Source organism: uncultured Deefgea sp., assembly GCF_947072475.1.
Lineage (GTDB): Bacteria > Pseudomonadota > Gammaproteobacteria > Burkholderiales > Chitinibacteraceae > Deefgea.
Window position 1 is genome coordinate 1 of sequence record NZ_CAMTIA010000020.1, and the last position, 26,580, is coordinate 26,580.

Below are 26,580 nucleotides of genomic sequence, written 5' to 3' on the forward strand. Positions count from 1 at the left end.
GCTGTTTTGCGATGCCTGGGCGCGTGCGCCACGACCACTGAGATCGATCCGTGGCAGTTTGGCTGAGTCTGCAATCCCTAAACGAGCGCGAGCTTCATCAACTTTGGCGGTGACTAAAGCCAAGTTTTGGCTGTTTTCCAGCGCCGTCGCGACCAGTTGATTTAAAACTGGGTCATTAAATTGAGCCCACCAGTTTTTTTCTACCGACACCTTGGCTTCCATTGCTGTGGGGAGCTCAGGTTTTGGCAATACATTGTCTGGCGTGAACGCGCAGCCGGTAAAGGCGAGGGCGACACTGAGGGAAAGAATGGTTTTAAGCATGATTCTCTCCTTCGGGTGTTGATTTTTTCTCGGTCATTTGCATGATCAGGCGGAAAAAGAGTGGAATAAAGAAAATTGCAATAAATGTGGCTGCCAACATGCCGCCAATTACCGGCACACCCAATGCAAAGCGGCTACCTGAACCTGCACCGCTGGATGTCACCAGTGGTACGCAACCCAAGATAAAGGCCAATGAGGTCATCACAATCGGTCTAAACCGCAGACGAGCTGCTTCTAGTGCCGCATCGAGGAGTGTTTCGCCTTCTTCGTATTTCATGATGGCAAATTCAACGATCAGAATCGCATTTTTTGCCGCCAAACCCACCAAGGTGATTAAACCCACTTGGAAGTAGACGTTATTGGTTTGATCGGTTAGATAGACCGCTAATAGGGCACCAAACAAAGCAAATGGCACGGCAGTAATGACCGCAAATGGCAAACTCCAGCGTTCATATTGCGCAGCTAGAATCAAGAACACCATCAAAATACCCATCAAGAATGCAGTCGCGGCGGTGCCGCTTGATGCTTGCTCTTGGTAGGCCGAACCGGTCCATTCCAGCTTGTAGTCCGTGGCACCCATTTCAGCTTCGACTTCTTCTAGCGCTTTAATTGCTTGGCCCGAGCTGATGCCTTGCGCTGGCGTTGCCATGATTTTTGCCGCTTGGAATACATTGAAACGCTCAACTAACTCTGGACCCATTGATGTCTTAACGTGAACCAAGCTGGTGAGCGGGATCATCGCACCTTTGTCCGAGCGAACATAGACGTTACGAATATCGTCTGGGCGAGCACGAAAGTCGGCTTCCGATTGCAATTGAACACGGTAAGTACGGCCAAACTGGTTAAAGTCATTGACATAAACTTGACCAAATGTGGCAGACATCGCATCAAAAACTTGGTTTACATTCACACCCAGTGCTTTGGCTTTTTCACGATCGAGATCGAGATAAATTTGTGGCACAGTGGCACGGAACGTGGTTGAAACACTAGCAAACTCAGGTCGTTTTTTTGCTTGCGCAACAAACTCATTCACTGCCGCAGAGAAGGTGGCAATGTCACCGGTACCACGATTTTGGTAGTAACCCTCAATACCGCCAGTGGTTGACATGCCACTAATGGGTGGCGGATTAAAGGTGGCGGCAAAGCCGTCTTTAATGCCCATATACGCCATGCCTTGGAAGGTATTGGCTAGATCAAATGAACTGTCGCCTTTGCCTTGTCGTTCAGACCAGTCTTTAAGGGTGACGAAAGAAACGCCGCCACTACTAATGACTGCACCAGAGAGCAGGTCAAAACCAGCAAATGACACGACATTCTCGACGTTTTTATTGCTCATCAGCATTTTGTCAAAGCTGGCGCTGGTGGCTTCAGTGCGATTGAGTGAAGCGGCATCAGGCAACATGACTGCACTGAGCAAGTAACCTTGATCTTCATCGGGCACTAAAGAGCTTGGCACGTATTTGAGTAAGACAAAGATCGAAACCAAAATACCGGCAAAGATCAAAAAGGCAATACCAACTCGGCGATTTAGAAATGACACGCCGCTAACATAGCCGTTAGTGACTTGGTCGAAGTAGCGATTAAAGGCTTTAAAGAATCGATTAGGTTCGTGGTGCGTGCTTTTGAGCATAATCGCACACAGCGCGGGTGTGAGCGTTAATGCCACGATGCCGGAAATCACGACTGAAATCGCAATGGTAACGGCAAACTGTTGATACATCACACCGGTCATGCCGCCCATAAAGGCGACGGGTAAGAACACCGCACACAACACCAAAACGATGGCCACAACGGGGCCAGACACTTCTTCCATGGCTTTAATCGAGGCTTCTTTGGCCGAGCACTTGGTCTCGCTCATGATTCGCTCGACGTTTTCAAGCACCACGATCGCATCATCGACCACAATACCAATGGCCAATACCAAACCAAAGAGGGTTAATAAGTTAATCGAGAAACCAAAAGCCAGCATCCCTGCAAAAGTACCAATTAATGAAATCGGCACAGCAATACACGGAATGAGTGTTGCTCTAAAGTTTTGTAAAAATAGATACACTACCAAAAACACCAGCACGATGGCTTCAGCTAGCGTGTAGACCACTTCTTTAATCGAAATTTTAACAAATGTTGTGGTGTCGTAAGGGATCGAGTATTCAATGTCTTCTGGGAAGCGCTGTTTGATTTCGTCCATTTTTTTGGTGACGGCATCAGCAACACCGATGGCATTGGCGCCCGGTTGTAAATAAATCCCCATTGCGACTGCGGATTTGCCATTAATACTGGCTTTCAGGTCGTAATCTTTGCCGCCGATTTCAACCCGAGCGACGTCTTTTAGCCGAATTGTTGCCCCATCAGCCGTTGAGCGAACAATAATGTTGTTGAATTCTTCAACTGATTTGAGGCGACCTTGCGCATTGACGGTATAAGTGAAATCAATGGCTTCGGTGGTGGGTTGTGCGCCAATTTTACCCGCTGAAAATTGTGCATTTTGTTCTCGGATCGCGCCGATTACATCGTTTGGCGTTAAGTTGAGTTGGGCTAAACGATCGGGACGCAACCAGACACGCATTGCGTAATCGGTGCCGCCGAACATGGTTAAATCACCCACGCCTGGAATACGCTTTATCTCATCAACGATATTAAGTAGTGCGTAGTTTGATAAGTAAGTTGTGTCGTACCGGCCATTGGGTGAGTTGATTGCGATCACGTTCAAGATCGACGTTGATTTCTTTTTCACCGTCACACCTTGGCGCTTTACCTCTTCAGGTAATTGCGCCATGGCGGCAGAAACGCGATTGTTCACGTTAATGGTGGCTTGATCGGGGTCAGTGCCAATGGCGAAGTAAACGTTCATATTCATCTGGCCGTTTGAGGCGGAGCCAGATTGCACATAAAGCATGTTTTCTACGCCATTAATCTGCTGCTCAAGTGGTGCGGCAACAGTTTGGGCAATGACTTCGGGTGTGGCACCTGGGAAAAACGCGGTAACCGAAACGACAGGGGGAGTGATGCCGGGATATTGCTCAATCGGCAACGATTTCATCCCAGCAAGGCCAAGGATCACGATGATGATCGAGATGACGCTGGCAAAGATGGGGCGTTCAATAAAAAATTTAGAAAACATGCGGACTCCGATTATTTGCTGATCGTAGCAGGTGAACTAGCAGCAATAGGCTTCACAATAGAGCCAGGAGGCGCTTTCATTTGACCTTCGACAATCACGGTGTCACCAGGGTTTAAGCCGGTTTTGATGACGACTTGACCTTGATAGATAGAGCCCAGTGTTACTGGTTTAGGCACGACTTTATTGTCTTTATCCACGGTCATGACGATATGATCGGTTTGTGACTGCATTACGGCGCGCTCAGGCACCAAGATGGCATTTTTACGCGTCCCAAGATCGAGTGTTACGCGAACGAATTGACCTGGTAGTAGCTCACCTTTTGGGTTGCTAAAAATAGCGCGGGCGCGAATTGTGCCGGTTTTTGGGTCAACTCGATTGTCGGAGAAGTTAATCTTGCCGACTTGGTTGTATTGACTGCCGTCGGCGAGCTTTAATTTAGCAAATACATCTTTGCCAGGTTTTAAATCAATCGAACCGCTGTGTTGCGCTGCGGCAAGTTCTTGTTTGTCTTGTTCTGAATACGAAAAATTGACGTAGAGTGGATCAAGTTGCGAGATGGTGGTGAGTTTGCCTGAGTCGCCCGTGGCGGTAATTAAACTGCCTTCTGATTGAACCAATTTGCTGGTTGTTCCTGAGATTGGCGCAGTCACTTTGGTGTAGCCTAGATTAAGCTCGGCTTGTCTTACGCGAGCTTGCGCGGCGCTATTGCTGGCTACCGCAGTATTGTAGGCGGCGTTGGCATCGTCAAAATCTTTGCGACTCACTGCGTTTTCTTTAAATAGCGGGACAATACGGTCGCGGTCGGCGCGCGCTTTTTCAAGCTTGGCCACTTCTTGCGACAAGATGCCTTTGGCTTGATCTAGCTCTGCTTTATACGGCTCGGGGTCAATTTCAAATAAAACTTGGCCTGCTTGAACAATTTGTCCTTCAACATACGTCCGCTTTAATAAAATGCCATTGACGCGTGCACGCACATCCACGTCGCGATAGCCTGCCGTTTCTCCCACCATCTCTGAGGTGAGTGGGACATCGGATGGTTTTGCTTCAATGACGGAGACAGGGGCGGGTGGGCGTTCTTTTTTTTCTGGCGCTTTGTCGCACGCCGCTAATGCCGAAACGATGAGTAGGCTGATCGATATTCTTCGAAATGTCGTCGTCGTGGTGTGGTGCATGCAAAGCACTCCAAATGAATTTAAATTGTCTGGGGATTGAAAGAAATATTGCATTTATTTGACTGTATGAGAGATCAACTTGCGCAAAATGTCGCGTAGTTTAACAGCTTAGGCGAAACTGATGAGCCCTTAAAATTTTGTAATTGTACACAATTGCAGATGCCCATCGATCAAGCCGGCAGCTGAGTATTTAGCAATGTGCAGCAGCAATAAGTAAAAAAACCGGTCATGTAATGGCCGGTTTGAAGTCGCAAAAATCAATAATCAACCCTAGATTTAGCAGGTATGTTGCCCGCCATTGATTGCAAGGTTGGCGCCCGTCATAAATCCAGCGAGATCGGATGCTAGATAACTAATTAAGCCAGCAATTTCTTCAGGGAGACCAAGGCGGCAAACTGGAATATTGGCGATGATTTTATTTCGAACCTCTTCCGGCACGGCCATTACCATTTCGGTGGCAATATAGCCAGGTGATACGGTGTTGACGGTGACGCCTTTTTTGGCGACTTCTTGCGCTAGTGCCATGCTAAAACCGTGCATCCCCGCCTTAGCTGCCGAGTAATTGGTTTGTCCAAACTGACCTTTTTGGCCATTAATTGACGAGATATTGATGACACGGCCCCAGCCACGATCGGCCATTCCGTCAACAAACTGTTTGGAAATATTAAATACAGAGTTGAGATTGGTGCCGATCACCATGTCCCAGTCTGTTTTGCTGAGTTTTTTAAAAGAAGCATCCCGTGTAATGCCCGCATTATTGACTAGGACGTCGACTTGGCCCAATTCATGGGTGATTTTTTCTGCCAAGGCGGTGCAAGCCGAATAATCAGTGACATCGCACTCATAGGCGTGAAAATGATAGCCTGCAGATTGATTGTCAGATAACCAGCTCGCTTCTTTGCCAGGTTTTGAATAGGTCGTTACAACGTGAAAGCCATCGTCGGCCAACTTTCGACAAATTGCCGTGCCAATGCCACCCATGCCGCCTGTTACTAGTGCAACCTTTGTCATACGCGAATATTTCCTAGAGAGTGATGTGCTTGGATTCTTGTGTGGGTGTGATTGGTTGTATCGCCCGTCACCTTTCAAAGATTATCATGCGGTGTTAATTGTGCGTAAGCAAAAGCTGATTATCGTTTGGAATGATGACATTTTTGAGACAGCTCCAATCTGGCAAAGTGCCTTCGATCGTTGGGCGTGTCTTGTTTGGGTGACGGCGTTGAGTTGGGTGGATCATCGAGCGTCATACTTGGTTGTGCGATGTATGCAGCTCATTGGTATATGGCGAAAAAGGTGGGGGCTTTGTGTGGTGAAATGATGGCGTAAAGACGTTGGATGGCTCCGTTTGGAATGTTGTTTGGGATGTCAGCGCTTGCTGCAGAAGGTTGTGCAGTGCTCAAGAAGGTTTTTTGTTGCGTACCTTAAAGTGCTTGGCTGGGCGTATTAAAGCGCATTTTTACTTGGTTTTTTGGGGGCTTAGTCGGCATTTGCTGCGCTTTTAAACGGCGAAAATAGCTGCGCTCAGATTTTTTTGTTCTTGTCCAGAATTGAGGGTGCGCTGTTGTTCAGGTAGAATAGGGGATTCAAACTTGTGCGCACCAACATGACCAAGTACATATTCGTAACCGGTGGCGTTGTTTCTTCCTTAGGTAAGGGCATCGCCGCCGCATCTCTCGCGTCGATTTTAGAGTCACGCGGTCTTAATGTCACCATGATGAAGCTTGATCCATATATCAATGTGGATCCAGGCACGATGAGCCCAATGCAGCATGGCGAAGTCTTTGTTACCGAAGATGGCGCTGAAACTGACTTAGATTTGGGTCATTACGAGCGTTTTATCACCGCTAAAATGAAAAAGCGCAATAATTTTACCACCGGTCAAATTTATGACTCGGTGATTAAAAAAGAGCGTCGCGGTGAATACCTCGGCAAGACGGTCCAAGTCATTCCACATATTACCGATGAAATTCGTCATTTTATTAGCCTGGGCGCAGAAGGCGCTGAAATCGCGGTGATTGAAGTGGGTGGAACGGTCGGCGATATCGAGTCGCTGCCATTTCTTGAAGCGATTCGCCAAATGGGCGTTTTGCTGGGTAAAGACAACACCTGTTTCATACATTTGTCTTACGTGCCTTATATCGCTGCTGCGGGTGAAATTAAAACCAAACCAACCCAGCACAGTGTTAAAGAATTACGCGAAATCGGCATCATGCCTGACGTGTTAATTTGCCGTGCTGACCGCATGGTGCCAGACGAAGAACGCCGTAAAATTGCTTTATTCACTAACGTTCAAGAAAAAGCGGTTATTTCTTGTCCTGATGTGGATTCTATTTACAAAATACCGCGTGTTTTATCTGAGCAAGGTATTGATGAAATCATCTGTAAGCAATTTAATCTGCAATTGCCTGCTGCTGATTTGTCGGTTTGGGACAAGATTGTCGCTGCGGTTCAAAGCCCACAGCAGACTGTTAATATTGCCATGGTTGGTAAGTATGTCGATTTAACCGAGTCGTATAAGTCGCTGATTGAAGCATTACGGCACGCTGGTTTACATACCCACTCAGAAGTCAAAATTCACTTTGTTGATTCTGAATCACTAGAAACCGAAGGTGCTGAGTGCTTGCGCGATATGGATGCCATTTTGGTGCCCGGTGGTTTTGGTAAGCGCGGTGTTGAAGGTAAAATTGTTGCCGTTCGCTTTGCGCGCGAAAACAATATCCCATACATGGGGATTTGTTTGGGGATGCAAATTGCGCTGATTGAATATGCTCGCGATGTGGCCGGTATGCCTGGCGCGAATTCAACCGAGTTTGATTTAGCAACACAATACCCCGTCGTCGCCTTGATTGATGAGTGGATTAATCATGATGGCCAAGTAGAAAAGCGCGATGAAAACTCGGATATGGGTGGCACAATGCGATTGGGTTCGCAAGAATGTCGTCTTGAAGAGGGTACTTTGGCCGCTAAAATCTATGGCGGCACGTCCGCAATTGAGCGTCATCGTCATCGCTACGAAGTAAATAATTACTATTTGGCGCGTTTAGAAGCGGCTGGCTTGAAAATCAGTGGTAAGTCAATGGGCGCTGAAGCTTTGGTTGAAACCATCGAATTGCCAAATCATCGTTGGTTCTTTGCTTGTCAGTTCCATCCAGAATTTACTTCAACCCCGCGTGACGGTCATCCGCTGTTTATTTCTTACGTGCAAGCGGCCATTGCGTACGCCAAAGAAAATGGCCGTGAAGGCTTGAGCTGCAAATAAATATCAGTAATGCGGCCTTGATGACGGCGCATGGTGTCGTTTGGAAGCCTCGATGCAATGTCAATTGCTCGAGGTGATTCCAAATATTTGATGTGTATTTGTGTATTGCCCTAATGGGTATTGGCTGCTAGCCTATATTAAATCTAATTTAGGGCGATATACCCAAGGAGGTTGGCGTGAAGTTATGTGGCTTTGATGTGGGTATTGAGCATCCTTTTTTTCTCATCGCCGGTCCTTGCGTGATTGAAAGTGAACAGCTTGCAATCGATACTGCAGGTTATTTAAAAGAACTCACTACTGAGTTAAACATCCCATTTATCTATAAATCTAGCTTCGACAAAGCCAATCGTTCATCCGGCAAATCGTTTCGAGGTTTAGGTATTGATGAAGGCTTGCGAATCCTTTCGGAAGTGAAGCGTCAGCTTGGGGTGCCAGTCCTGACCGATATTCATAGCGAAGCTGAGGCCGCCATTGCGGCACAAGTGGTGGATGTATTGCAAACCCCCGCTTTTTTGGCGCGCCAAACCGACTTTATTCATGCGGTTTGTGCCACGGGTAAGCCAGTGAATATCAAAAAGGGTCAGTTTATGGCACCTTGGGATATGAAGAATGTTGTTGAAAAAGCCAAAGAAGCCAATGGCGGCATCGACAATATTATGGTTTGTGATCGCGGCACTTCTTTTGGTTACAACACCTTGGTGAGTGATATGCGCGGCTTGGCCATTATGCGCGATACGCATTGCCCGGTGGTGTTTGATGCCACCCATTCGGTGCAGCAACCCGGTGGTTTAGGCGATAAATCGGGTGGTCAGCGTGAGTTTGTTCCAGTCTTGGCCCGTGCGGCAATCGCCTCTGGCGTAGCTGGGGTCTTTATGGAAACCCATCCTGATCCATGTAATGCCATGTCCGATGGTCCAAATGTCATGCCCATCGCGAGAATGAAGGAATTGCTGATCGTCCTCAAAGACATTGACCGTGCAGTTAAGGCACACTCCTTTATTGAGCATACATTGTAAAATGTTGTGTAATTTTTTCGCAGTATTAATTCAACCGTTTTAAGGGGTATAGAACCGATGAGCGCAATCGTTGAAGTGATCGCACGTGAAATCTTAGATTCACGTGGCAATCCAACCGTAGAAGCCGATGTCCTTCTAGAATCAGGTGTCATGGGCCGTGCCGCAGTACCGTCTGGGGCATCAACCGGTGAGCGCGAAGCGCTTGAGTTGCGTGATGGCGATAAAGCACGTTACTTAGGTAAGGGCGTATTGAAAGCTGTTGAAAACATCAACACTGAAATCTGCGAAGCCATCATTGGTCTAGATGCTGCAGATCAAGCCTTTATCGACAAAACCATGATCGATTTGGATGGTACTGAAGACAAGCGCAATTTAGGTGCAAATGCCATCTTGGCCGTGTCTATGGCAGTGGCAAAAGCGGCTGCTGAAGAAGCGGGTTTGCCGCTGTATCGTTACATTGGTGGTTCAGGCCCGATGGCTTTGCCAGTACCAATGATGAACGTGATCAACGGTGGTGAGCACGCATCAAACAGCTTGGATTTCCAAGAGTTGATGATTGTTCCGGTTGGCGCGCCAACATTCCGTGAAGCAATGCGTTACGGTGCAGAAGTTTTCCATAACTTGAAAAAAATCTTGCACGACAAAGGCATGCCAACTCAGGTGGGTGACGAAGGTGGTTTTGCACCTGACGTTGCGGGTCCTGAAGAAGCGCTGGACATGTTAATGGCCGCGATTGAAAAAGCGGGTTACAAAGCCGGTACTGACTTCCGTATCGCTTTGGATTGTGCTGCTTCTGAATACTTTGATAAAGCCACTGGCAATTATGTATTCAAAAAATCAGGCAATCGCACTTTCAATTCAGTTGAGATGGTTGATTACCTTGAAAGCCTCGTTAACAAATACCCAATCATTTCGATTGAAGATGGTATGGGCGAGCGCGATTGGGATGGTTGGAAAGTCTTGACCGATCGTTTGGGCAAGCGTGTACAGATCGTCGGCGATGATTTGTTTGTAACTAACACCAAAATCTTGGCTGAAGGTATCAAGCGCGGCATTTGCAACTCAATCTTGATTAAAGTGAATCAAATCGGTTCTTTGACTGAGACATTGGCTGCTGTCGATTTGGCTAAACGTCATGGCTACACTTCAGTTATGAGTCATCGTTCCGGTGAAACTGAAGATGCAACGATTGCTGATTTGGCGGTTGCAACGAACTGCATGCAAATCAAAACAGGTTCATTGAGCCGTTCTGATCGTATTGCAAAATACAACCAAATCTTGCGTATTGAAGAAGAGTTGGGTGATGCAGCGGTGTACCCAGGTATCGGTGCATTTTATCAGTTGAAAGGTTAAGCCTTTATATTGGTAATTATTTCGACGTAAATAAACGTCTGTAGTAAGATGTAAAACCGGAGCCTAGCTCCGGTTTTATTTTGTCACGAAGGTTTGTATGCGCATACTGGCAATTTTTTTTGCGATTATTATCGTTGCTTTACAGTGGCCGCTATGGGTTGGCAAAGGGAGCTGGTTGCGAGTTTGGCAGCTTGATTCGCAACTAAGCCAGCATCGTGAAAGCAATGCCAAACTTAAAGAGCGCAATGACGCGCTCGAGGCCGAAGTGCAGGATTTAAAAAATGGTACTGATGCCATTGAAGAGCGTGCGCGTAATGAATTAGGGATGATTCGGCAGGGCGAAGTTTTTTTCCAAGTGCTCGATCAGTCGCCAGTCAATATCAGCGCAATCAAACCCAACGTAAGCAATACAGCCACCCCTAGTTCGCCATCGAAATCGGACTGATCCGGTACACTATTTTTGTTGCCGCCAAAAATGTAAAACTGTTTTTTTTCTAAACCCTCAGTTATAGTGTCTTGACTATGGGGGAGGGGCGAAATGAATGACCTTACATTGCTGGATCAATCACAGCGAAAAAAATCAGAAACACTGTACTTTCAATTGGCCGAAGAGCTAGCACAAGCGATTCATGCTGGGTTGTTGCGAGCCGGTGAAAAACTACCATCCATTCGAAAATTATCCTCAGAGCGCCATTTAAGTCTTTCAACCATTATGGAAGCTTATCGAGAGCTGGAAGATCGTGGTTTGGTTGAGGCGCGGCCACAGTCTGGTTTTTATGTTCGTGCCATTCGCCACCTAGCCTCACCAGAGCTGACCAAGCCACCGAAGCGGCCTTCCCATGTGGTGATTGACCCATTGCTAACGCCCAGTGTTTTGGCGCGAATTAATGCTTTGAAAGTCGACTTTGGCTTGGCGATTTTGTCGCCAAAACTATTCCCAAATCAGCAAATTCAGCGCATTTTGTCACAAGTGACGCGTAATGATCCCGATATGATTGCCGATTATGGTGAGCCATTGGGCGATATTCAGTTACGGCGACAAATTGCACGCCGCTCTTTAACGTGGGGTGGGCAAATTGAAGCGGATGATGTCTTAATTACCCATGGCGCAATTGAAGGGCTTAATCTTTGCTTGCGTGCGGTGACCAAGCCGGGTGACGTGGTCGCGATTGAGTCGCCAGCGTACTTTGGTTTATTGCAAATTCTAGAAAGTTTTAAATTAAAAGCATTAGAAATCCCGACGCATCCCAAAACAGGGATTTCGATTGAAGCCTTAGAATTGGCATCAAGAAATGGGGCGGTGACCGCTTGTGTTTTATTACCAAATTATTCCAATCCTTGTGGCAGTTTAATGCCCGATGAAAACAAAAAAAAATTAGTTGAGTTATTAGAACAAAGAAATATCCCTTTAATTGAAGATGATATTTATGGCGAGTTTTGCTATCAAGGTGATCGCCCGCGCCCAGCCAAAGCCTATGATCAAACGGGCAATGTGATGCTGATTGCGTCCTTTACTAAATTACTAGCGCCAGCGTTTCGAATTGGTTGGGTGTTTGGTGGCCGTTGGCAAAAACAAATTGAGCAACTTAAATTTATTAATACCTATTCGACCTCATTGGTATTGCAAAGAACCATCGCGCACTTTTTAGAAAGTGGCGGTTATGATCATCATTTAAGACGCTTGCGTAAACATTGTGCCGAGCAGGTTAACGATGCGGTTGATGCTATTCAACGGTTTTTCCCTGCAGATACGCGTTTGCATGTACCGCAAGGCGGATATGTTTTATGGCTAGAGCTCAATGAAAAAGTAGATACATTGCAGTTATTGCAGCAGGCATTAACTGAAGGCATTAGTTTTACGCCAGGGGTGATGTTTTCGCCAAGTCAAAGTTATCGCAATTGTTTGCGTATTTGCTGTGGTGAACCTTGGACAGTGAAACATGAAAAAGCCATCGAACGACTAGGTCAGATGGCTCAAGCTTATATCAATCAGGCTGTTTAGTGCATGGCTAGGGCCTGTTGACGTATTAGTACGCAGTCATTTGTACTGAGGCGTCATTGACTTTGTTTTCTGCTGCTTCGTGCTTTTGCATCACATTGAGGCAGCTTTGGGCTTCATCAGATTGAACTTCAATGCAGCGCGCAGAGTAGGCCATTAAACAGGGTTCTATTTGTTCGCTTTCATCGACCCAAAGTACAGTAGATCGCTCACCACAAGCCACGGACAGAATGCCGTTGACCTCGAGAATGTCATCAATTATTTGTGCATGACTGCTTAAGGCCGTAAATCCGAATAGCAGTGTCATCAGAAGCCATTTTCCGCGCATAGCCCACCTCCCATGGCGGACTGCGCTTCGATTGAAGTGCAACTGCCAGCCTGCCTTTACTATCGGCAGGCTGATCTTTAATTGGCAATCTTAGGCTTCTTAAGCGTTCAGAATGGCAGATTAACGGTTAATCCTGCCGCTTACTGGGCGAGTGCGGCAGTCGGTGCCGCCTTGTTGGGCGCTTGGCTCATCTTGATGGTGGTCTTGGGCTGCACTCGATAACGGCCATCTTGTAGCGCTTCGATCACGATTAAATCACCGCTATGCACAAAGTATTTTTGCCCTCGTTCCAGCACAATATCTTCGCCATCATGGCTAAGCCAAAGCTGACCGGCCTCGCAATGTATCCAGCAGTGTTGGGCTTGAAAGGCGCTCACTTGGGTGCGACTCAGTTGCATGGTTTGCATGATAAAACCCTCAAAACGGTTTGCGATGAGATCAACTATACGTCGATTCCGCCCAGCTGCTCAGTGGCAAACTGTATGCAAGTTGAGCATTCAATTGTGATGATTTCACGACTGTTATGCTCGATTTGCAGGCTTTCTGCATTGTTTTTGGGCGTGGTTGGGGCTTTTGCGCAGCTCACGCAAGGCAAATCGTGCAGGATCGATCGCGGCGACTAGGCAGCGCTCAATCGCGAACGGCTCTTGGTTGAGTTGACATGCCAACATTTCGGCGATCAAAACATGCCATGTTATACCGCGCGCCCCAAGGCCTAATAGGCCGTATAAACCGGGTTGACGTGGTATTTGAAAGAGCTGATCGACTGAGTGAGGGATGTGGCTACGCTGTGGGATTTGACCTGTCAAAGGCAGACGATCCGATGAGTTGGGGCGAAAACAAAGCCGAGTTTCGACCGGTTTACTGGTGACAACGGCGGCACCAATAAGCTGACTTAAGTCGTCGAGGTTTTGTTGTTCAGCCTGCTGTGGATGCTGCACGTCGACCAAGCTGGCACCGGCGCAGCGCCAGCCCGCCAATGCGGGGGTTAAATAACTCTGTCCTGATAGGCTAAAAGTACTTGCCGGTAAGTCGCCGCTCCACAATGTGGAGACGCTACGCAAACTCGCCGAGAGCGGCAATTGGGCATCCGGAATCAAGCGGGTCGCATCCGTTGCGTTGGCTAAAATTAATGTTTTACTCGAGGCGATCAGTTGCTGCTCCGCATCGTAAAGATGCCAGCATTGATCAAATAGTCTAATTAGATTTACATGGGTATTGAGTTGAAGGTCAATTAAATCATGGTACTGATTGATATACCCATTGCAAATACTGTAGGGATTGGCCCACATCCCTTCGGGAAACCACCAGCCACCCAATTCGCAATCTATCGCAAGCTGAGTCTGGCATTGTTGTCGATCTAGCCAGCGAACCATCTGATGGAGTTGCGGTTGCTCAGTGCTGATCAATTGCATCAACGTCGCCGCAGCCTGATCTTTGGCCAATTGCAAATGCCCATCGACACCAAAATCAATCCTTAGACCTTGCTGGCTCAGTTGCATTAGTTTTTGTTGTGTGGCCGCAAAACCGGCGCGCGACAGGCGGGCTTGGAAGTTATCGTCGCGGCTTAATGTTGGATGACAAAGACCAATATGATTGCCTGAGGCTTGACTGGCAATATCCGCTTGAGCGTCGATCAGTTTGATTTTCCAGCCGCGTGCAGCGAGCTGGTTAGCCATGGCGCAGCCCGCCAGGCCGGCACCAATGATGATGGCCTCGGGCTCGATTGGCGCTGCGTGGCTTGACTGGCGATGTTGGCGCGTTGTTGCCACCCAAAAGTCGTCTGTGGATGGTGGTGGCAATATAAAACCAACTTGCGCTAAATGCTGGCGGTGTAGCGGGTGATTGCCTTGCCCAATGACGACGCTATGTGCCGTAGCTAGACGGCGCAATTGCTTGCAGTGCATCAGCGTCAGCGATGTTGGTGACGCTAAATTTAGGTAAATCAGATCGATTGGGCCGCTGATTTCACTGAGCTGCGTATGATCGCCAAATACAAGGGTAAGGCTGATTTGCCCTAGTGCTAAATGCAGTCGATGAAATCCCGTTTGCCAGCGTGGCCAGATGGCCTGTAATTGATCAATCAGTGCCGAAAATTCGGGGTGTTGCTGGGCGATGGCCTGTAGCTGATCGACTTGAAATTCGCTGGGGATCAAGCTTAAAAAGTGCAGTCGTTCGGTGGTCTGGCGCGTGTTTATCCAGTGCTGACACGTCGCCAAGAAGACGGCGCCCTGCGCCCAATCGAGGCTGAAAATCGATCGCGGCGATGGGGTCTGAATGGCAAGATTACGAAGTAATGCAGCCTGCGCTTGGTATAGCGAAGTCCGAAATATAGATTGCCATTCAGAGTTTGTCTGGATAAGGGGGGCGCCTTCGTGCATTGATATATTCAATTAATCCGCTTGTTCGCCATGCGGGCCACGTAAAAAATAGCGTCTGGCGCTAATCGCGCAAGTGCCCATGACTAAGCAGACAATGATAAATCCGCGATTACCCCACAGCTCATGGCCGATTTTGGCAGCCTCAATCGCGACTGAGAAAATCACCATCATAATAATGCCCAGCATGGCAGCAACCGTGCCTTTGCTTTGATCGCTGGCAAACAAGGCCAATCTAAATTGTGCCGCATTGATAATGCCAATCCCAATGGCGGCGATAGAGAGTGACGCAATCAGCCATTGCCAGTCCATTGGCGATTTAAATAACCACAGCAGCATCGTTAGGCCGACCATTAGCGGTATGGAGCCTAGCTTGATAATGCGGTAAATCGGTACGCTGGTTACGACTTTGGCCAAAATAAGATTGCCTAAAATTAAGCCAACAAACACCGGCGTTTGCCAGTAGCCATAGGCAATGGTGGAGAGTTGTGCGTCTTGCATCAAAATCACCGGCGCTAATGCAATCCAAGCCAATAAAGGCGCGGAGGTGCAACCGATAGAAATCGCTCCGGCTAAGAAACGCCGATTACTGAGTACGGCGGTATAGTCTTGGCGCAAGTGCGCAATACGCAATGGCGTGTTTATTTTGGGTGAGGTTTCTGGCATGAAGCGCCAAAGACCAATGGCTGAAAAGCTGGCGATGATGGCGACAAAAATAAAAATCCAATACCAGCTGGCCACTTGCAATACCATGGCGCCCGCCAAAGGGCCAATGAGTGGCGCAATCAAGGCCACATTGGCCATTAATGCGGTCACGCGAATGGCGGTGGCTTCAGCAAAGCTTTCTTGGATTGCGGCGTAGCCGACTGCGCCGATAAAGCACATGCCGGTGCCTTGCAAAAAGCGGCAAAATAAAAACCAACTGTAAGATTCAGAAAATACGATGGCAATGCAAGACAGAATAAACAGCAGTACGCCCGCCAGCATCACTGGGCGACGGCCAATTCGATCCGAAAGAGGTCCAAGCAGCCATTGCAAGCTGGCGCCACCCAATAAACAAATCGACATTGCCGATGGAATATGAATTGGATCAATTGCAAATGAATTAACAATGGTCGGCATTGCCGGCAGAATCATATCGTTTGAAATGTAAGTGGCAAATTCAAACAAAACTAAGGCAAGAGGAAATAAAAGCGCTAAGAATGTGATATTGGGAATTGGCGATTGGCTACTGGTGTTCATGTCATCTCTCTGTGTGACATTCACATTTTCCTCTGATTGCTATTTAAAAGCGAGGTAAATAGTGCGTTTTGCATAAATGGAAAACTATGCGCAAAGCTAAAGCTTATTTTCTTGGGCTGCGGCATAATGGCTGATCTATTCTATGCGCTGCGCCCATTAAAAGGTCTTTTATGAATAAAACTGAATTGATTGCGATTGTCCATAACTTAGTAGCGATTGATCATCCGGAAGTTTCAAAAAAAGCAGTTGCAGCCACAATCGAGACTTTGTCGGAGGTGATTTTGGCGACCGTCAGTGGCGGCGGCGAAGTAGTTTTGCCCAACGTGGCCAAAGTGGCGTTAAAGTCGCGCGATGCCCGCGTCGGACGCAACCCGCGTACCGGTGAAGCAGTGCAAATTCCAGCGAAGCGGGTGCTTAAATTTACCGCAGCAAAAGCACTTAAAGACGCGGTTGCGCAGCAAGATCTGGCACAAGAAAAATCAGTATAAAAATAAAGCTTTAAAAAAATAAAACCGGCCATGGCCGGTTTTATTTTGTCAGTATTGCCCGCAAAGCTTTATTTCAAAAGGGCTGGCGGGCAATACGGTCTGTTGGCTTAGTCTTCGCGGCGCATTTGTGGGAACAAAAATAATCGTTTAACTGGTTGAAAACAAACAAATAATTTTTGATTGCTGTCAGAGATACCCCCGTTGATACCCCCAAATGATTTTAAAGAAGGCAAAAATTGGGCATTTGTAGGCCAATGGCGGAGTAAATCTCTGAATTGTTAAAGAAGGGGTGGGCTGAACGTTATTTCAGGCGCTGTTGGGATGCTTGTTGCAAATAAAAGACATTTATTTAGACGGCAAAGCGGCTTGGTCTTTTCCAACATTTTATCACTTTACTTCAAAAATGGCGGTTAAGTCACTTTTTTCTACCAAGTGGTTGAGTAACTCACCGATGGTCATGTTGTTCTGCTTGGCACACATTTTTAACTGTTCACGGGTTTGTCCCAGCACCACGGCATTGAGTTGCACGACTTCATTTAAAACACCGTCTTTACTTTCGCGTGCTGCTTTTGCATTCAGTCGGTCTCGATAGCTTTTTGTTCTTTCTGAATTTCGGGACATGCTATCCGGTAGAGGAGGGCGGCCACGGCGTTTTTTTTGGGGTTCGATTTGCTGCTCGCTACTGGTTGTGTTGGTCATCATTTTTATGCTCGTTCGGGGGCTTTTTCATGTGGGGAAAGAATCATATCGTGCGGTGGATAAATTGCATAATACTTACAGTAATGAAAGTACATTTTTCCCCGCACTCCTATATACGTAGAAAAAATGCCTGATTCACCTGATTGCCTGATACACATACCTCAAACCCGCATAGATGCTGGGTTTTTAAATATCAGGTTTGTATCAGGGTATCAGGTTGGATAAAAAACATGATGCGTGTACCTGATGCAATTAAAATGTTTAAATACAGTTAGATAGTCTTCTTGTATCAGGGTATCAGGCAAATAATGAAATTTTTGATAAAAAAGTTATTCTGGTTTTTATTCAAAAATAACTGATCACCTCTTTATCATTCCTTACAGGCGCTGAGCTTCATTTTGTAGCCGCGCCCCTTGCCCCGCTCAAATACAACAGTCCAGCCATCATGCCCTTTGGGCTTATCTAAAACCCCTGCCTCATGCAGGACTTTAAATGCTTTTTTAATCTCGTAACCTTTGACGACTTCGTCCTTAAAAGCGTGCGGCAATACAAAAAATACATAGCCGCCGTCCTCTGTTATTCGTTTGTAGCCCATCACGTTTTGCATCGTGGGTTCTTGGTCTTGGAGTGGCAAGAGCAAAAAACGCCCATATTGTGCTGCGGCTAATACCCTGTTTGCTTGCTCAATAAGTCGCTCGTCATCGCGGCTATCAATACCAAATTCAACCAGCCAACGCTGCCATGTGGTGTGTACGGCTTGGAATGATTCTTCGCATGTCCAGCCCGTTAAACCTGCATCTGCAGCCATTTCTAACGCCGCAGCCAAGATTGCAAATTTTCTAGAAGCTCTTGAAACGGTTGGCGCGGCGTGGTCGGGAAGTTCAGCCAATAAGCGTTTTTCAGAGGCAGTGACTCGATTTTTTACTTCATTTTTGTGCTGAATTAGCCATGCAACAAACTCGCGACCCATGCTGCCGTAATGCGTTCTTGCGGCTTCGGTCAGTGCAATTGAGAATGCACCGCCGTTTTTGTGTCCGTGAATACAATCAAAGGCGCGGTAATTGCCTACGTCTGCCGGAATGTCGAGCATGCGTATTTCTTGGCCGCCGCGCACGATATGGCCGCCTTCGTTGAGAAACTGGCTGATCGGAACTTCACCCGTCGAGATGAGTGTCATTAACCAAGTTCTTTTAGCACGGTTTCCGCCTTCTTTGCGGCCTTGGGTGCGGGAAACACCGTTGAGCATGGTGTAAATAATGCTCCCCATTTTCTTGGCGTCACCTGCGCCAATTTCATCGAGATACAGCATCATGCTGTTGGCAAATTCCGCTGAATTTGTCAGGCCAATGCCCGTACCATCCCACGACTGCATCAGGCTTTTAGGGTTGCCCCAAACGCTGGCCGCAACGTCGGCACACGTTGATTTTCCGCTTGAGGTTTCCGTATGCAAATGCAGGCCAATCCCATCCCGTGCGCCGATCAAGCCCAGTACCGCGCCAGCCAGTGAGCAAGCTACGGCGGTCATGACTAAGGGATTATCTTTTGCTAGTGCGCCTACGCTGTCACGCCATTCGGCCATGCTACCCTTCGGGGTGAAGGCTTCGCGGTAGGTTCCTGCTGCAGGATAAAAAAGTCGAGTGTTGGCTTCGCCAATAATTTCACCTGTCGGCAAGACAAAAGCACCTTGTTGCCAGCCGCTTTGACTAGCGATTGTGTAGCGCTCTTTGCTGCCTTCGCTGTGTAAATAATCTGCTAGCCGCTCACGGGATGCGCGGTTGGTGGCAATTGCCAAGCCCTTGCCATTGAGTAATTGCCAGCATTCGCGCTCGCCAATGCTGCTGCAGGGTATTGCGGTGGTTTTTTCTGAGTTGGTGATGCAATCATTCCAACGAATCAAGCGGTAATAATCGCCGTAGCTATCAATACCTTGCCCGATGATCTCCAATTCGCGGCAGAGTCGAACAGGGGCTAAGTGCTCTTTCTCTCCGGTATCACGGTCTATTTTGGTGCCGATGTAGACCAGTTCACCGTCGATTAGCTCGTAATATGGCTTGATTTCACCCAGTAATTCGGCCTTGCTTTTAGGGGTGAATTCCGCCGCGTTATCAGGGTTGGCCAATTCAAACGCGCCACGTGGCAAAGTGATGGTAACGCTTTCAGTCATGCTTTTTGCAGTATCTGCATTCAGTTGTTTTTGTGACAAATCAGTCATTGTGTTTAGCCTCGGTTTTATTGTTATTCAGCACATCTAGCCAATCAGTCCCCGCTTGCGGCGGTAAAATGACTTTTACTTTACGGCCTTCGTCGAGTAGGCGAGTTGCCAAAATGTAAGCCGCTTCTGCCCCTGCGTTGCGGCCTTTGTGGTCGGGCTGGTCGTTGTCGCCGTAAATAAAGACTTCACGCGCTGTATCGGGTAATTGCACCGTTTTTAAGCCGCTAGCGCTGATGCAAGCCCAAACGGGAAGGCCGGTGAGTTGATGCACAGCCAGTGCCGTTTCTATGCCCTCAGTGAGCGCCAGTCGTCCTTCGCCAGTCAGCGGTCTTAATCTGCAAGCTGCGCCGGCTAAAGCGCCGTCATGTGCCGTTTGTAGCTTTTTGGCGGGAAGGACTTCGTTATTGTCGCCATATAGCAAAGCCAGCTTATTGGCATCCACATCAAGGTAAATACGATGCAATCCAGCCAGCGCCCCGCATGGCTTTTGGATTCTGGCTATCAGCGCTTCACCGCTGGCTAATCTTTGGGGTTTGCCATCGACAACATGCCAGTAGTCCAGCACATCGCAATAGCGCAGTTGCGTGGTTCGATTAATCAGATCTTCACGAATGCCGCGTTGATAGAGGTAACGCCCCGCTGTGTTGTGCATGCCGATGTCGTCGCCAGCATCAAATAATCGCTGTAGTTTTTCTGAGTGATTGATTTGCGGTATTGGTGCCGCTTCAATTTGCTTGGGTAAAGTCAGTGTTACGCGATGCGAGCCTAAGCCCAGCACATTGGCGACGGCTTGTACGGCCTCCGGAAAGCTCAAGTTAAAAACGTGCATAACGAGAGCAAAGCCATCGCCGCCTTGTTTGTCCAAACCACGGCAAGCAAAGCGGCCATACGGCGCGGCAGTGCCGCGCACCGTAAATTGAAAGCGATCCGTGCCGCCGCAAGCGGGGCAAGGATGATTGCGCCCATCCAAGGTTTTGGCGGGAATGCCCATAGTTTGCAAGATATGCGGCCATAGGCCGCGTGCAGCTTGCTTGATTTCAAGGCTAAAGCGCTGCGTGACTTTGCCACGGGGCTGGGTATTGGAATTCATTGCGTCCTCCTCACAGCGCGTCAGTTAGGTAATTGGTGGCGTCTTGTTGGCGCTGTAGCAAAGGCGTTAGCAGGCTATGCAGGCGACTACATAGCATGGCTCGGTTGTCGCTGCTTTCGAGTAGCTCAGCCAGTGCTAAAAGGCCGTCTTCACAAAGCGTGAGTTGCTCTTTAACACAGTGCAATAGTTCAATAAGTTGTTGGTTTTGTGCCTGCATTAGCGCGGCATGTTCGCTGAGCTGCTTTTTGCTGCCACCGTCAGGCAAGTGAGCGACGCCACGCTGTAGGCCGTCAATAGCTTGAGTGAGCTGTTCAAAACGCAAAGCAGGTACGGATGGATTGCTGGGTAATGTGGCAGGGAGTTGGTAAGGGCGAACGCACATTATTGAGTCCCTCCAATGGCGGTGGTGGGACAAGGCTTGAGCGCGTCTGGGTTGAGACCTGCTGCCGTCACAATGGCGCTGATGTATTCCAGTGCGGCCAGTGTTTTAAAATCAGCAACGCCGCCTTTTTGTGCGTCCTGTAGATATTCCAACGCCATCAAGAGCGCAGTTTCGGCGGATAGCTCAGAGGTGTAATTTGCTACACCCATGAGTGGCGCGGTGTATGGATGCGGCAGGGCAATGGCTTGATCTAAATCGAATGGCTTAATCATGGCGAGCCCCTCCGATAACGTGGGCAAGGCAGAAAGCAGCAAACGACAATGCAACAACGATCAAGGGGGTATTGCGCTCAAACGCAATGACAGTAATAGCCAAGAGGGAATACGTCAGGAAAGTACGGGCGAGTTTTGGCATGATGAATGCACCTTTTTCATGGGGGTTAAATCCCCGCCATCCGCTGTCAAACGGAGGTGGCGAGAACGTGGCAGGGTTGACAGACTGGCGAAAAAGTAAACCAGCAAGCCCGAAGGCTTCCCCACCACGTCCCACCAGTGAAGGTGCAACTATGGCGTGTTCGGGTACGCACGGACGCTCAAGGCGTTCAGACGTAAAAAAACCGCTACGCAGCGGTTGTCCCGCTTTTTCATTCAGCCTGTCAAAGCTGCTTGCGTGATTGAACGCAAGACCTGCATTTTTCATCATTTGTTTGAGTGCGTCAAGTGAAGTAGGCCACATTGCAATAGGGCTTGCCAATAATGAATTGGCTGTGTGAGAATTGATTTTCATGGTGTGTCCTTGTGTGGATGAGCCCCCAAAGCCTTTACTTTGGGGGCTTTTTTATGGTTTTAATTAAATAAATTCGGGTTAATTAAATTAGCAATCGGCTAAAAAATCATGACGCATGAAATTGTTTTGGTTTATTGCTGCTGGTTGGTGATTTAATTGCGAGTTAAATTTGTAATTAGAATCAGCCAAGTAATTAAGGCATTCATCGCAAATTTTGCCGGTGTCTTCTTCGACGCGAATTGCAATATTGTCAAATAGTGCGAGCATATCGCCGTCTTTTTGGTTGGTGATTTTGCAGCCGCCAATGCCGTTATCATCTAGCCATTTCTGAATGCCAAAAATCTGTTTGCTGTCGCTGGCACGCGCAGTAAAAATACGCACTTCATATTCACCGTCTTCAATCCATTTTTTGACACGATTCAACATGGCTTCAATCGGCCCACCAATTGTATTGTTGCGTGTACCCTTATTGGATTTGGCTAATGTGCCGTCCAAATCAACACCAATCCATTTTTTTTGATCCATAATTAATTCCTTTTTATACTGCTGCCATTTAAATTGGGTGCAGCAATTCCCATGCGCGATCATTCTGAATGAGGTAAGGATTAAATTAATCAGCAGTCGGCTAAGAATTCATCGTGCATAAAATGTTTTTTCGGTGTGTGTTGTGTCTCATGCTGATTATTTAATTGAGAATTAAATTTGTGTTTATATTTACTTAATAAAGTATGTCGTTCGGCACAGTTTTTCTCGGTTTCATCCTCAACTCGAATCGAAATATTTTCAAATAGTGCAAACGTATCGCCATTTTCTTCTTTGATGATTTTGCAGCCGCCAATGCCGTTATCATCTAACCAATTTTTAATCATAAAAATCAGTTTGCTGTCTTCTGTGTTTGCGGTAAAAGTGTGAGTTTCGTGCTGGTTGTCTTTGATAAATTGCTTATGATTCACTCTTGATTGCTCCTGTGTTGTTGCGGTTTAAATAGGGCGCAGCAATCCCCGCACGCAATAAATTAAGGCGTGAGCTATTAGGTTTTTGTATTTATATCGCTTGTATATTAGCCGCGTGGTGGCGCTGATGATTCCGGTTTGATAACGGGTAAATGACACTTCGGGTTAGGAAACTGTGCTGGCACAATGGTTTTTATTAGCTCAGTAATCGCAATTGCAATATGCCCACAATGCAAGTTGGTGCAGCGGTAATAAATTTCACGACTAATTAACGATGTCTCTCGGCTAGAACGAATGTGCATGGTTTCGCCACAGTGCGGACAATTCATACTCATTACGCATTCCTTTTAGTAGACGATACCCAGTTCGGCACAGCGTTTGTTTGTGGCAACAATTGATAGATTAGGTGTTGCGTATTGGTTTTGAATTGGTGGAATTAACTCTAAAAAGCAGTCATTAATAAGTGGCTCGCTGCTGCTTAATTCATTACCCACTTTTTTTATAAAATCTTTAAAATAGTCATAGTCAATGTATTTTTTGTCTTGGGTTGAAATGACCGAGTAACTCAGTGCTTGAACTGGGTTGGCATTGGTGTCGTTATGCGTTAGCTCTAAAGCGGTGCGTAATAATGAAAAGCCATTGTTTTTGTGTAATTCATCAATAGCAACGCGAAAAATAATTTTTCCTATTTCGTGCGCTGTTTTTAATCGCAATGTTGCAACTGAGTTTCTGGCTTTTTCTAAAACAAAGGATTGAATTTCTAATGCGGTAACAAGTTCGGTGCGGATTTCTTGGTAATCCTCTACCAAGTTATAAGCGGCTTGTTCTTTCGATTTGGCATTCAGTAATTGTTTGGTTTCAAAAATTAAAGATCGAATGAGCGATTTGCTATTTTCTCGTGCTTCACGCGCTTCATTCTCAATTGCCGCAATAGTTCGATCTAAGGTGTCTAGTTTTTCTTTCGCTACTGTGTAGTGAGCAATTTTTTCGTTATGGATACTGATCGCTTCCTGATAGCGCGTTTGTAGATTTTTTATTTCGGCTTCTTGTTCAGCCGTAAATGGAATTTTTTGCATTGTGCTGTCCCTTGGGTTTAGTTGGCGTTGCGTTCGGCGATTTTGCTTTGTTGCCATGCGATGACTTCACTTTCTAGCCAGCCAACGCGTTGAGCACCTAGCGGTACAGGCTTGGGAAAAAGGTTTTTTGCTTGCCACTCGTACAAGGTCGAATCAGCAATGTCGCCAATTAAATGCTTGAGTGCAGTTCGTGAAATAAAGCGCTCTAAGCGCGGCGCGTTGCTGTCTGACATTGTTTTGCTCCTGTGCTGGTTTTCTGTTTTGGTCGTTTCCGGTGTGCACCGAATGGCAACAGGGGCAAGTATTCCAGCGAGGGCAAAAACAGGCATCTAGTTGCGGTTGTGCCAGCGCTGGCACAACCGGATTTTTTAAAAAGTGGTGTTTTGGCTGGCAAGCTGTAGCAGTTGGCCGCAATTTTTTAAATTTAATAGCTGCAGCAAGCGGCTATCAGGTGATATCGGCATACATCGACAGCAACAAATCGACCGCCCATTGATCTTCGTGCCATGCGAGGCAAATCACTGCATGCGTACCCTGCATTTCTGCATAAATCCGCATAGATTTTTGAAAGTGAAATTTGCTGGGCAAGCTGTGCTGGCATTGGCTCGATCGGACTTATGCAGGTGCATAGCAAGCGACCCAAGAGGGGCGGAGGAGAGGCGGGGCATCAATCGCGCGCCTCGGGGTTTAGGGTTAAATCCTGCTTCATGGCCTCACAGTCCACGTATGCGCGATTATTTTTGTTTTTTTGTGTGTTGGTGTGTCTTTTGATTGTATGTCCGTATATCGCGTTTATGCGCCTTGTTTTGCTGTTGCACTCACTTTTTAATAGGCGGTTTTATGAGCAAATGGATTGGCGTTGACTTGGACGGTACGTTAGCTGAGTACCACGGCGCGATGGGTTCGGCGATTGGTGAACCAGTAAAGCCGATGATGTTGCGTGTTCGCGAGTGGTTGGACGCTGGGCGAGAAGTACGGATTTTTACTGCGAGAGCTAGCGACCCAGCGCAGCTTCCTGCAATTCGCCAATGGCTTGCCACGCATGGTTTGGGTCAGCTTGCGATTACCAATGTCAAAGATTTTGGCATGCAGGAACTTTACGACGACAAGGCCATGCGGGTTCGGCGCAATGTTGGTTGGATTTGCCCGAACTGCTACCGAATGAAGAGCGGCAAGGCGTGATTTTTATCTGTACAGCATAAAATAGAAGCACTTTTTCGAGTTTTTAAACATATAACCTGATACATGCCTGATACAGTAAATACCTTTAAATACATATGGTTAAGTAGTCTGTATCAGGTTGTCAGGTGTATCAGGCTATTTTTACGCGCACACGGAGAAGATTTTAAGGGCCAATCAGTGTGAGCGGTTTTGCCTCGCCCCGCTGATGTACCTCGTCCAAATAATCTGCCCACGCCTGCAGCATTGATTTTCTCTCGTTCAAATATTCCGCACGGTTATAAGCTGCCCTGACTAGGTTTTGCTCAGAATGGGAAAGCTGGCGTTCAATCGCATCAGGATTAAATCCCGCCTCGTTCAAGATGGTGGATGCTGTTGCCCTAAAACCATGCGTGACCAAGTGCCCATTGGTTTTGTTTTTTCCTCCGTAGCCGATCCGCTCCAGGGCTTTGCCGGGTGTGGCGGTGCTCATGTAGCCATGTGGATTTGAAAAGCTCGGGAAAACATAAGGGCTGTTTGGGTTTCTGTGCTGCTCAAGCGCCCTGAATGCAGCCAAAACCTGCTTAGAAAGTGGCACAAGGTGGGGGTTGGCCGATGCTTTTAGTTTGTGCACTAGCTTGCGATTTTCCGCAGGAATCGTCCAAAGCTCTGCCTCAAAATCAAGGTGATCCCATTCGGCTCGCACGGTTTCGCCGACGCGAGTAAAACAAAGCATGATGATTTGCAGTAGCAATCGTGTTTGCAGTGTGAAGTTGTCGCCGGAATACAGCGCATTCAGGAAGGTTGGCAGCTCATCAAACCGCAGGGCGGGGTGCTTGGTGCTAACTGGTGGTTGCAATGCGTCCATCAGATCGGCGGCGGGGTTGTACTTGGCTAGCCCCGATGCAATCGCCAAGCGAAAAATGGCATTGCATCGCTCTCTAAGTCGCTTGGCTGTATCGCGTTTGCCGCTCATTTCGACTTTTCGCAGCGCCTCCAATACGTCCTGTGGCTCAATCGCATTGACTGGGCGATTGCCTAGTGAGGGGAAAAGGTATCTTTCCAGTGAAAGCAATACTGATTCGGCGTGTCTAGTTGCCCATTCCGCTGACTTAATCCGGTGCCATTCACGCGCCACGGCCTCAAAGCTGTTTTTTTCAGCCATTTTGCGTGCAAGTTTGTCATTTTGCCGTTGCAGGCTGGGGTCAGTGCCGCTTGACAGTATCCGCCTTGCCTCATCGCGCTTTGTTCGTGCCGCTTTTAACGAAACTTCAGGGTAAACACCCAGCGCTAATGATTTCTCTTTTTCCGCCCAGCGATACTTGAAACGCCAATATTTCGCCCCGTTGGGCATAACCCAGAGCGATAAGCCTAAACCATCAGCTATTTTTGCAATTTTCCCATCATCTTTGGGCTTGGCTTTGTCTACTTCGAGTTTTGTTAGTGGCATAAAACCTTGGGGGTATCTGGGTGGGGGTATTTTGAAATTATACCCCCAAAGATACCCCCAAAAACATGCGGATAGTATCGAAATACACCGGAACGTA

General features: G+C 47.5%; 26 protein-coding genes and 1 pseudogene. 7 read left to right on the forward strand and 20 right to left on the reverse strand.

Annotated features, from left to right (window positions below):
• The 4 genes and pseudogenes from Q0V82_RS08505 to phbB form a co-directional block, all read right to left on the reverse strand.
• Nucleotides 1-321, reverse strand: a pseudogene (locus tag Q0V82_RS08505) (hypothetical protein); the annotation flags it as partial.
• Entirely contained in the window at nucleotides 314-3,442 is a 3,129-nt protein-coding gene (locus Q0V82_RS08510; protein ID WP_297574697.1) for an efflux RND transporter permease subunit, read from the reverse strand. The pseudogene Q0V82_RS08505 and the gene Q0V82_RS08510, both read right to left, overlap by 8 nt.
• A gap of 11 nt (nucleotides 3,443-3,453) precedes the next feature.
• On the reverse strand, nucleotides 3,454-4,614 hold the full coding sequence (locus Q0V82_RS08515; protein ID WP_297574699.1) for an efflux RND transporter periplasmic adaptor subunit: 1,161 nt from the start codon (nucleotides 4,612-4,614) through the stop codon (nucleotides 3,454-3,456).
• 276 nt (nucleotides 4,615-4,890) lie between these two features.
• Entirely contained in the window at nucleotides 4,891-5,625 is a 735-nt protein-coding gene (gene phbB / locus Q0V82_RS08520; protein ID WP_297574772.1) for an acetoacetyl-CoA reductase, read from the reverse strand.
• A gap of 592 nt (nucleotides 5,626-6,217) precedes the next feature.
• Here phbB and Q0V82_RS08525 point away from each other — a divergent pair.
• The 5 genes from Q0V82_RS08525 to Q0V82_RS08545 all read left to right on the forward strand — a co-directional run bounded on the left by Q0V82_RS08525 (nucleotide 6,218) and on the right by Q0V82_RS08545 (nucleotide 12,244).
• Complete coding sequence (locus Q0V82_RS08525; protein WP_297574700.1) at nucleotides 6,218-7,873, forward strand: CTP synthase; 1,656 nt, start codon at nucleotides 6,218-6,220, stop codon at nucleotides 7,871-7,873.
• 176 nt (nucleotides 7,874-8,049) lie between these two features.
• A complete protein-coding gene (gene kdsA, locus Q0V82_RS08530; protein WP_297574702.1) occupies nucleotides 8,050-8,889 on the forward strand; it encodes a 3-deoxy-8-phosphooctulonate synthase in 840 nt (279 codons plus the stop codon).
• 57 nt (nucleotides 8,890-8,946) lie between these two features.
• A complete protein-coding gene (gene eno / locus Q0V82_RS08535) occupies nucleotides 8,947-10,242 on the forward strand; it encodes a phosphopyruvate hydratase (RefSeq protein WP_297574704.1) in 1,296 nt (431 codons plus the stop codon).
• A 97-nt stretch (nucleotides 10,243-10,339) separates the two neighbouring features.
• On the forward strand, nucleotides 10,340-10,687 hold the full coding sequence (gene ftsB / locus Q0V82_RS08540) for a cell division protein FtsB (protein WP_297574706.1): 348 nt from the start codon (nucleotides 10,340-10,342) through the stop codon (nucleotides 10,685-10,687).
• Nucleotides 10,688-10,780: 93 nt separating this feature from the next.
• Complete coding sequence (locus Q0V82_RS08545; protein WP_297574708.1) at nucleotides 10,781-12,244, forward strand: PLP-dependent aminotransferase family protein; 1,464 nt, start codon at nucleotides 10,781-10,783, stop codon at nucleotides 12,242-12,244.
• Nucleotides 12,245-12,269: 25 nt separating this feature from the next.
• On the opposite strand, the gene Q0V82_RS08550 is transcribed toward Q0V82_RS08545, so the two are convergent.
• From Q0V82_RS08550 to Q0V82_RS08565, 4 genes are all read right to left on the reverse strand, one after another.
• Nucleotides 12,270-12,569: a hypothetical protein gene (locus tag Q0V82_RS08550; protein WP_297574710.1), complete on the reverse strand. Its 300-nt coding sequence runs from the start codon at nucleotides 12,567-12,569 to the stop codon at nucleotides 12,270-12,272.
• Nucleotides 12,570-12,709: 140 nt separating this feature from the next.
• Nucleotides 12,710-12,976: a DUF2917 domain-containing protein gene (locus tag Q0V82_RS08555; protein WP_297574712.1), complete on the reverse strand. Its 267-nt coding sequence runs from the start codon at nucleotides 12,974-12,976 to the stop codon at nucleotides 12,710-12,712.
• 114 nt (nucleotides 12,977-13,090) lie between these two features.
• Nucleotides 13,091-14,788, reverse strand: a complete 1,698-nt coding sequence (gene mnmC, locus Q0V82_RS08560; protein WP_297574713.1) for an FAD-dependent 5-carboxymethylaminomethyl-2-thiouridine(34) oxidoreductase MnmC — start codon at nucleotides 14,786-14,788, stop codon at nucleotides 13,091-13,093.
• A 174-nt stretch (nucleotides 14,789-14,962) separates the two neighbouring features.
• Nucleotides 14,963-16,189, reverse strand: coding sequence for an MFS transporter (locus Q0V82_RS08565; protein WP_297574716.1), 1,227 nt, complete (start codon nucleotides 16,187-16,189; stop codon nucleotides 14,963-14,965).
• A gap of 170 nt (nucleotides 16,190-16,359) precedes the next feature.
• On the opposite strand from Q0V82_RS08565, the gene Q0V82_RS08570 reads away from it, so the two are divergent.
• Complete coding sequence (locus Q0V82_RS08570; protein ID WP_297574718.1) at nucleotides 16,360-16,677, forward strand: HU family DNA-binding protein; 318 nt, start codon at nucleotides 16,360-16,362, stop codon at nucleotides 16,675-16,677.
• Nucleotides 16,678-17,064: 387 nt separating this feature from the next.
• On the opposite strand, the gene Q0V82_RS08575 is transcribed toward Q0V82_RS08570, so the two are convergent.
• The 11 genes from Q0V82_RS08575 to Q0V82_RS08625 form a co-directional block, all read right to left on the reverse strand.
• Complete coding sequence (locus tag Q0V82_RS08575; protein WP_297574720.1) at nucleotides 17,065-17,379, reverse strand: hypothetical protein; 315 nt, start codon at nucleotides 17,377-17,379, stop codon at nucleotides 17,065-17,067.
• A gap of 367 nt (nucleotides 17,380-17,746) precedes the next feature.
• Complete coding sequence (locus tag Q0V82_RS08580) at nucleotides 17,747-19,588, reverse strand: DUF927 domain-containing protein (RefSeq protein ID WP_297574722.1); 1,842 nt, start codon at nucleotides 19,586-19,588, stop codon at nucleotides 17,747-17,749.
• A complete protein-coding gene (locus Q0V82_RS08585; RefSeq protein ID WP_297574724.1) occupies nucleotides 19,581-20,678 on the reverse strand; it encodes a toprim domain-containing protein in 1,098 nt (365 codons plus the stop codon). Before Q0V82_RS08585 ends, Q0V82_RS08580 begins: the two co-directional genes overlap by 8 nt.
• Before the next feature lie 10 nt (nucleotides 20,679-20,688).
• Nucleotides 20,689-21,060 carry a DUF1484 family protein gene (locus Q0V82_RS08590; protein ID WP_297574727.1) on the reverse strand — a complete coding sequence of 124 codons (372 nt, stop codon included), beginning with the start codon at nucleotides 21,058-21,060 and terminating at the stop codon, nucleotides 20,689-20,691.
• Nucleotides 21,060-21,332, reverse strand: coding sequence for a hypothetical protein (locus Q0V82_RS08595; protein WP_297574728.1), 273 nt, complete (start codon nucleotides 21,330-21,332; stop codon nucleotides 21,060-21,062). Before Q0V82_RS08595 ends, Q0V82_RS08590 begins: the two co-directional genes overlap by 1 nt.
• Nucleotides 21,325-21,846 (reverse strand): hypothetical protein, encoded by a 522-nt coding sequence (locus Q0V82_RS08600; RefSeq protein ID WP_297574729.1) that lies wholly within the window; start codon nucleotides 21,844-21,846, stop codon nucleotides 21,325-21,327. The genes Q0V82_RS08595 and Q0V82_RS08600 overlap by 8 nt, the downstream gene beginning before the upstream one ends.
• 87 nt (nucleotides 21,847-21,933) lie before the next feature.
• Nucleotides 21,934-22,371 (reverse strand): hypothetical protein, encoded by a 438-nt coding sequence (locus tag Q0V82_RS08605; RefSeq protein WP_297574730.1) that lies wholly within the window; start codon nucleotides 22,369-22,371, stop codon nucleotides 21,934-21,936.
• Nucleotides 22,372-22,460: 89 nt separating this feature from the next.
• Entirely contained in the window at nucleotides 22,461-22,799 is a 339-nt protein-coding gene (locus tag Q0V82_RS08610) for a hypothetical protein (protein WP_297574731.1), read from the reverse strand.
• Nucleotides 22,800-22,906: 107 nt separating this feature from the next.
• Nucleotides 22,907-23,134 carry an ogr/Delta-like zinc finger family protein gene (locus Q0V82_RS08615; RefSeq protein WP_182077190.1) on the reverse strand — a complete coding sequence of 76 codons (228 nt, stop codon included), beginning with the start codon at nucleotides 23,132-23,134 and terminating at the stop codon, nucleotides 22,907-22,909.
• A 12-nt stretch (nucleotides 23,135-23,146) separates the two neighbouring features.
• The gene (locus Q0V82_RS08620; protein ID WP_297574734.1) at nucleotides 23,147-23,875 is read right to left on the reverse strand and encodes a hypothetical protein; all 729 of its coding nucleotides are present in this window, start codon (nucleotides 23,873-23,875) and stop codon (nucleotides 23,147-23,149) included.
• Nucleotides 23,876-23,892: 17 nt separating this feature from the next.
• On the reverse strand, nucleotides 23,893-24,108 hold the full coding sequence (locus Q0V82_RS08625; protein ID WP_297574735.1) for an AlpA family transcriptional regulator: 216 nt from the start codon (nucleotides 24,106-24,108) through the stop codon (nucleotides 23,893-23,895).
• Nucleotides 24,109-24,715: 607 nt separating this feature from the next.
• Here Q0V82_RS08625 and Q0V82_RS08630 point away from each other — a divergent pair.
• Nucleotides 24,716-25,057 (forward strand): hypothetical protein, encoded by a 342-nt coding sequence (locus Q0V82_RS08630; protein ID WP_297574736.1) that lies wholly within the window; start codon nucleotides 24,716-24,718, stop codon nucleotides 25,055-25,057.
• Nucleotides 25,058-25,220: 163 nt separating this feature from the next.
• On the opposite strand, the gene Q0V82_RS08635 is transcribed toward Q0V82_RS08630, so the two are convergent.
• Nucleotides 25,221-26,483 carry an integrase arm-type DNA-binding domain-containing protein gene (locus tag Q0V82_RS08635; RefSeq protein ID WP_297574737.1) on the reverse strand — a complete coding sequence of 421 codons (1,263 nt, stop codon included), beginning with the start codon at nucleotides 26,481-26,483 and terminating at the stop codon, nucleotides 25,221-25,223.
• Between the last annotated feature and the right edge of the window lie 97 nt (nucleotides 26,484-26,580).